Origin of the sequence: Streptomyces sp. NPDC048521, assembly GCF_043199855.1 — a bacterium.
Classification (GTDB): domain Bacteria; phylum Actinomycetota; class Actinomycetes; order Streptomycetales; family Streptomycetaceae; genus Streptomyces.
This window is the reverse complement of the sequence record NZ_JBICWR010000036.1, coordinates 23,236-30,087: the sequence shown is the minus strand read 5'-3', so window position 1 is coordinate 30,087 and position 6,852 is coordinate 23,236. Positions and strand designations below refer to the sequence as shown.

The window sequence follows — 6,852 nt, the reverse complement described above, 5'->3', positions numbered from 1 at the left end:
TGAGCGTCGACCAGGCCGACCAGCTGGCGGCGATCGCCGCCGGAATCCAGTCGCTGTCGCACGGGGCGTCCGTCGAGTTCGGCGACGGCAGCGGCGGCGTACGCTCGGCGATGACGGAGTTCTACGGCGGCGTGCTGTTCATCGTGGAGGCGGGCGAGGGCGCTCATCTGGCCGTCGTCACCACGGAGGACGCGGACGCCGGCGTCGTCGGGCACAACATGAGCGAACTGGTGGAGCAGCTCGGCGAGCACCTGACCGCTCCGCCCCGCGCCTCATGAGCGGTCCCGGCATGGGCCGTCCGGGCAGGGACGACGCTCCCGACCGCCTGTACACCATCACTCAGGGACGCAGCCGGACCGACCCGGACAACCCCTTCGACCTCGTCACCCTGGTGGTCGCCGAGTCGGAGCCGGTGGCCGGCATGCAGTCGGAGCACGTGGCGATCCTCGAGACGGCCCGGTTCCCCACCGCGGTGGTGGAGATCGCCGCCGAGCTGCGGCTGCCGGTGAGCATCACCAAGGTGCTGCTGTGCGACCTGCTGGCGGCAGGCCGCGTCAGCGCCCGTCATCCGCGCAGGCCGGCCATAACCGACCCCGACATCCTGGAGCAGGTGCTCGTTGGACTCCGCAACCTCTGACGTGCGCACCCCGTTGGGTGCCTCCGCCGACAACGGACTCAAGATCGTGGTCGTGGGCGGCTTCGGCGTCGGCAAGACCACCCTGGTCCGCTCCGTCAGCGAGATCCGTCCCCTCAACACCGAGGAGACGATGACCCAGGCCGGCGAGACGGTCGACGACATCCGCCAGGTGCGCGGCAAGACCGCCACCACGGTCGCCTTCGACTTCGGCCGGATCAGCCTGGACGCGCACAACGTGCTGTACCTGTTCGGCGCGCCGGGCCAGGAGCGCTTCTGGTTCCTGTGGGACCGGCTGTTCTCCGGCACGCTCGGCGCGGTCGTGCTGGTCGACACCCGCAGGATCGGCGACTCCTGGTACGCCATCGACCGCCTGGAGCACCACGGCACGCCGTTCATCGTGGCCTGCAACGACTTCGGCGGCCCCGTCCGCGCCGGCGAGGACGTGCGCGAGGCTCTCGACCTGGACCCGCACGTGCCGCTGATCGACTGCGACGCCCGCTCCCGCGCCTCCAGCAAGCAGGTTCTGATCACGCTGGTCCAGCACGTGAAGAACCGGTACGCCGACCCGTCCGCGCGGGCGGGCCTGCCCCGACAGGAGTTCGTGTGACCACGTCCGACGCCGTCCCGCTCAGCGGACCCCGGTTCCAGACCGAACCCGCCCGGCTGTACCGGGAGATGCGGCGCGACCACGGCGCCGTGGTACCGGTGCTGCTCGACGGTGACGTTCCCGCCTGGCTGGTGGTGGGTTACCGGGAACTGCACCAGGTGACCGGCGACCCGGTGCTGTTCAGCCGGGACTCGGACCTGTGGAACCAGTGGGAGAACATCCCCGCCGACTGGCCGCTGCTGCCGATGATCGGCCACAAGCAGCCGTCGATCCTCTACACGGTCGGCGAACGGCACCGGCAGCGCGCGGCGATGATCAGCAACGCACTGGAGGCGGTGGACCCCTTCGAACTGCGGCGGCACGCCGAGCGGTTCGCGGACGAGCTGCTCGACGCGTTGTGCGCCGCGGGCGAGGCCGACCTGATCGCGCAGTACGCGATGCTGCTGCCGGTCCGGGTCCTGGCCCGGCTCTACGGCTTCCCGGACGAGGACGGTCCGGGCCTGGTCACCGCCCTCAACGACATGATCGACGGCCGGGATCGGGCCCTTGCCGGGCAGGCCCATCTGGCCACGTCCATGGCGCAGTTGCTCGCCGACCGGAAGAAGGAGCCCGCCGAGGACGTGGTCTCCCGGATGCTCGCCGACGACAGCGGCTTCAGTGACGAGGAGATCGCTCAGGACCTGATGGTGATGATGGCGGCCGGGCACCAGCCGACCGCCGACTGGATCGGCAACTCGCTGCGGCTGATGCTCACCGACGACCGGTTCGCCGCCTCGCTGTTCGGCGGCCGGCACAGCGTCGCCGAGGCGATGAACGAGGTGCTGTGGGAGGACACGCCCACGCAGAACGTGGCCGGCCGCTGGGCCGCCCGGGACACGCACCTCGGCGGCCGCCGCATCCGGGCCGGCGATCTGCTGCTGCTCGGCCTGCAGGGCGCCAACTCCGATCCGCAGGTGCGTACCGACGCCTCCGCACTGACCGGCGGCAACGGCGCGCACTTCTCCTTCGGCCACGGTGAGCACCGCTGCCCGTTCCCGGCGCAGGAGATCGCCGAGGTGATCGCCCGGACCGGTATCGAGGTCGTCCTGGACCGGCTGCCGGACATCGACCTGGCGGTGCCCGCCGAGTCCCTCGACCGTCGGCCCTCGCCCTGGCTCAGGGGACTGACCCGGTTGCCCGTCCGGTTCACTCCCGTACCCGCCCTCTGATCCCGCGTCGCCTCGGCCGACCCGCATGTACGCCGGGAGTTCGGGGGTCGCCCCCGCACTGGCGCAGTACTTCGACCCCTGCCCTGGGAGGCACGTCACGATGACGACCGGCACCGAAGCATCCCGCATCGCCCTCGACCCCTTCGTCACCGATCTGGACGGCGAGAGCGCGGCGCTGCGCGCGGCCGGCCCGCTCGCCGCCGTCGAACTGCCGGGCGGCGTCCCGGTGTGGGCCGTCACCCACCACGCCGAGGCCAAGGCCCTGCTCACCGATCCGCGTCTGGTGAAGGACATCAACGTGTGGGGCGCCTGGCAGCGCGGCGAGATACCCGCGGACTGGCCGCTGATCGGCCTCGCCAACCCGGGCCGCTCCATGCTCACCGTGGACGGCGCCGACCACCGCCGGCTGCGCACGTTGGTCGCGCAGGCGCTCACCCCGCGCCGGGTGGAGCTGATGCGGGAGCGCATCGCGAAGCTCACCCAGGACCTGCTGGACGCCCTGCCCGCCGGTGCGGACACCGTCGACCTGAAGGCGGCCTTCGCCTACCCGCTGCCCATGTACGTCGTCGCCGACCTCATGGGCATCGAGGAGGCGCGGCTGCCCCGGCTGAAGGTGCTGTTCGAGAAGTTCTTCTCCACGCAGACCCCGCCCCAGGAGGTCGTCGCGACCCTCACCGAGCTGGCGCAGATCATGGCCGAGACGGTGGCGGCGAAGCGGGCGGAGCCGGGCGACGACCTGACCAGCGCGCTGATCCTCGCCTCTCAGGACGGCGACCGGCTCACGGACGAGGAGATCGTCTCCACGCTCCAGCTGATGGTGGCGGCGGGCCACGAGACGACGATCTCCCTCATCGTCAACGCAGTCGTCAACCTCTCCACCCACCCCGACCAGCGCGACCTGGTGCTGTCGGGCGGGGCCGACTGGTCGGCGGTGATCGAGGAGACGCTGCGTTTCTCCACCCCCACCTCCCATGTCCTGATCCGGTTCGCGACCGAGGACGTGCCGGTCGGCGACAAGGTGATCCCGGCCGGGGACGCGCTCATCGTGTCGTACGGCGCGATCGGCCGCGACGAGAAGGCGCACGGGCCGAGCGCCGGGGAGTTCGACATCACCCGCGAGACGAAGAACCGGCACATCTCCTTCGGTCACGGCCCGCACGTGTGCCCGGGTGCCGCCCTGTCCCGCCTGGAGGCCGGCGTGGCGCTGCCCGCGCTGTACGCCCGCTTCCCCGGCCTGGACCTGGCGGTGCCCGCGACGGAGCTGCGCAACAAGCCGGTGGTCACGCAGAACGACCTGTTCGAGCTGCCGGTGCGGTTGAATCCGTAGCCCTGCCACGGCCCGCCTTGACTTGGAGAGCGCTCCAACTCGTAGCGTCGCGAACGGCGCGCGCAGGTGTCCGCACCACCCGGCCTTCCCCACGGGATGCCGGGTTCCGGAATCCGTCGCTAGATGGAAGAAGGCCCTCGCGCCCGGAGAACGACCGACGAATGTGCACGAAAGGCTGGGACGCACATGCAGAAGCGCAGTCTGGGAGACCTCCAGGTATCGGCCATCGGCCTCGGATGCATGGGGATGTCCGCCTTCTACGGCTCCGCCGACCACGAGGAGGGCCTCGCGACCATCCGGCGTGCCCTGGAACTCGGGATCGACTTCCTCGACACCGCGCAGGTCTACGGCCCGCTCACCAACGAGTCGCTGGTCGGCGAGGCGATACGGGGACACCGCGACGCGTACGTGATCGCGACGAAGTTCAACTACCGGATGGACGACGCCGTACCCGGCGACATGAGCACGGTCGGCCGGCAGGACGGCTCGGCCGAGCATGTGCGCAGCTCGGTCCACGGTTCGCTGGAGCGCCTGGGCACCGACCACATCGATCTGTACTACCAGCACCGGGTCGACCCGAACGTGCCCATCGAGGAGACCGTCGGCGCGCTGGGCGAACTGGTCGCCGAGGGCAAGGTGCGGTACATCGGGCTGAGCGAGGCGAGCGCGGAGACCATCCGGCGCGCCCACGCCGTTCACCCGATCACCGCGGTGCAGAGCGAGTACTCGCTGTGGACGCGGGACGTGGAGGCCGAGGTGCTGCCCACCTGCCGGGAGCTGGGCATCGGCTTCGTGCCGTACTCGCCGCTCGGCCGCGGCTTCCTCGCGGGCCGCTTCAGCTCCCCGGACGAGCTGGACGAGAACGACTTCCGGCGCAGCAACCCTCGCTTCACCGACGCCAACCTGGAGGCGAACCTGCGGCTCGCGGCGAAGGTGAAGGAGATCGCCGCCGAGAAGGACGTGACCCCGGCCCAGCTGGCCATCGCCTGGGTGCTGGCCCAGGGCGAGGACCTGGTGCCGATCCCGGGCACCAAGCGCCGCACCTACCTGGAACAGAACGCCGCCGCGGTCGACATCGAGCTGACCGGACAGGACCTGGCCCGCATCGACGCCGAGCTGCCCGAGGCGGCGGGCGAACGGTACGACGAGGCGGGGATGCGAGCGGTCAATCGTTAGCCGAGGGCGCGGGCGACGCAGGTCCCCGCGCCCCCTCAGGGCGCTTCGGACCTCTCCCGCCGTCTGCGCCGCGACACCACCACGAGGACGGCGAAGACGGCCGTCGCCGCGGCGAAGAGCGGGAGGAGGACGGCGGACGGCAGCCGCCGCAGGCGCAGCGCGGTGCGCGCGGTGGCCGGTCCGGTACCCGTGCGGGGAAAGCGGTGACCGACCGCGCCGGAGCGTGACCGGGGGTCCGGCAGCGCGGTCCGTCCGTGCTGGTTGCAGTGCATCGCAGGCCTTCTTCGGCAGGGCCGCCCGGTGTGCTGTGTCTCACCGCGCAGCCCGTACGCCACGCGGCGCGGGAAGGCCTGTGAGGAAGCACACGCGGGGGCCCAAGTGACGTACGGGCAGGGTCTTTTGGCGTTGGCAGGCACCGGTCGGCAGGGGTTGCCGGTGACGACTCGCCCCTCCCGTCTGCCAGCATGGTCGGCGCCCTGACCAGGCGGCCCGGCCATGCAGCGCAGCCGGCCCGACGGGTTCCGCCGGTCTCTCTTCCACTCCCCTGGTTGTCGAGTACCCCGCCGTGTCTGCTGCCCCTGCCCTGCCCACGTCCGTGTCCCGTACCGCCGCCTCGCGTTCGCCGTGGCGGTCCCTGCGCCACCGCGGGATGAGCTGGTGGTCGGCCGCGAACTTCGTCTCCAACGCCGGTACCTGGATGCAGCTCACGGTGCAGAACCTGCTGGTGCTGCACATCACCGGTTCGGCGGCGGCCACCGGTCTGTCGATGTCCGTGCAGGCGGCGCCCGCGCTGTTCGTCAGCCTGCTGGGCGGCGCGGCCGTGGACCGCTGGCCCCGGAAGCTGACGGTCGCCGTCAGCCAGGCCCTGCTCGGTGCGGTGGCGTTCACCACGGCGCTGCTCGTGGCCCTGGACCGGATCGACATGACGGCGCTGCTGGTACTGGCCGCCGTGACCGGCGTCATCGCCACCGTCGACGGACCGGCGTGCGCGCTGCTCGGCAACGATCTCGTGCCCGTGGAGGACGTGCCGTCGGCGATCGGCGTGGGCGCGCTCGTGCACAGCGCGGGCCGGCTGGCCGGCACCGGCCTGGCCGGTGTGACCGTCGGCTTCCTCGGCACGTCCGCCGCGTACGCCGCCAACGGGCTGTCGTTCCTGTTCGTCGCGTCGGTCGTGCCGTTCCTGCGGCCCGCACCCGGTGCCGTCCAGGAGCCGGCGACTCAGGTGCGGGCCGTCCCGGCGCGCGCGGAGATGACCGTGCGGGAGGGGCTGACCTTCTTCGTGCGCCGTCCCCGTCTGGTCGCGCTCGCGGGCATCACCGGGATCAGTTCCGTCTTCGGCCGCAACTACGGCCTCACGCTCGCCGTCCTCGTCACCGGCCCGCTCGCCGGCGGCGCCGGGGCGTTCGGCACGGTCTCCACGGTGCTGGCCGTCGGCGGCATCCTCGGTGCGGTCCTCGGCGCCCGGCTGCGCAAGCCGTCCGTCCGGACCGTGGGTCTGCTCGCGGCCGCCGGTGCGCTGCTGCAGGTGGTGGCGGGGCTGTCGCCGTCGCTGGCCGTCCTGCTGGTGCTGGTGCTGCCGATGGCCGTGGTGGAGTCGGTCTCCGACACCGCCGGTACGGCCGTGCTGCAGACCGATCCACCCGCCCGTCTGCGCGGCCGGGTGCTCGGTGTGTGGAGCAGCATCGGCACGGTGTGGGGCCTCGGTGGGCCGCCCTTGCTGGGGCTGCTCATGGAGTGGGCCGGGGCGCGCGGCGCCCTGGTCGCCGGTGGACTGCTCGTCGCCGGGTCGATCGGCGCGGGCCTGCTGGTCCGCCGGCGCGCTGTCCCGGTGCCGCTGACGCTGCCCGCCAAGGACGGCGACGTGACCGGCCGGGAGGCTCTGGGCACGGCCGCCTGA

Annotated in this window: 8 protein-coding genes; 7 read left to right on the top strand and 1 reads right to left on the bottom strand. The window is 72.0% G+C overall.

The features are described 5' to 3' along the window. The 6 genes from ACGFRF_RS40915 to ACGFRF_RS40890 form a co-directional block, all read left to right on the top strand. On the top strand, positions 1–278 hold a 278-nt coding region (locus ACGFRF_RS40915; RefSeq protein ID WP_393749104.1), incomplete at its 5' end, for a roadblock/LC7 domain-containing protein. A gap of 11 nt (positions 279–289) precedes the next feature. Continuing rightward, the gene (locus ACGFRF_RS40910; protein WP_393749110.1) at positions 290–637 is read left to right on the top strand and encodes a DUF742 domain-containing protein; all 348 of its coding nucleotides are present in this window, start codon (positions 290–292) and stop codon (positions 635–637) included. Beyond that, positions 618–1,244 (top strand): ATP/GTP-binding protein, encoded by a 627-nt coding sequence (locus tag ACGFRF_RS40905; protein WP_393749102.1) that lies wholly within the window; start codon positions 618–620, stop codon positions 1,242–1,244. The genes ACGFRF_RS40910 and ACGFRF_RS40905 overlap by 20 nt, the downstream gene beginning before the upstream one ends. Beyond that, on the top strand, positions 1,241–2,452 hold the full coding sequence (locus ACGFRF_RS40900) for a cytochrome P450 (RefSeq protein ID WP_393749101.1): 1,212 nt from the start codon (positions 1,241–1,243) through the stop codon (positions 2,450–2,452). The genes ACGFRF_RS40905 and ACGFRF_RS40900 overlap by 4 nt, the downstream gene beginning before the upstream one ends. 100 nt (positions 2,453–2,552) lie before the next feature. After that, positions 2,553–3,779 carry a cytochrome P450 gene (locus ACGFRF_RS40895; protein ID WP_393749099.1) on the top strand — a complete coding sequence of 409 codons (1,227 nt, stop codon included), beginning with the start codon at positions 2,553–2,555 and terminating at the stop codon, positions 3,777–3,779. Between the two features lie 186 nt (positions 3,780–3,965). Further along, a complete protein-coding gene (locus ACGFRF_RS40890; RefSeq protein WP_393749097.1) occupies positions 3,966–4,955 on the top strand; it encodes an aldo/keto reductase in 990 nt (329 codons plus the stop codon). A gap of 35 nt (positions 4,956–4,990) precedes the next feature. Here ACGFRF_RS40890 and ACGFRF_RS40885 read toward each other — a convergent pair whose 3' ends face one another. After that, positions 4,991–5,227 carry a hypothetical protein gene (locus ACGFRF_RS40885; protein WP_393749095.1) on the bottom strand — a complete coding sequence of 79 codons (237 nt, stop codon included), beginning with the start codon at positions 5,225–5,227 and terminating at the stop codon, positions 4,991–4,993. A gap of 377 nt (positions 5,228–5,604) precedes the next feature. On the opposite strand from ACGFRF_RS40885, the gene ACGFRF_RS40880 reads away from it, so the two are divergent. Further along, entirely contained in the window at positions 5,605–6,852 is a 1,248-nt protein-coding gene (locus tag ACGFRF_RS40880) for an MFS transporter (RefSeq protein ID WP_393749108.1), read from the top strand.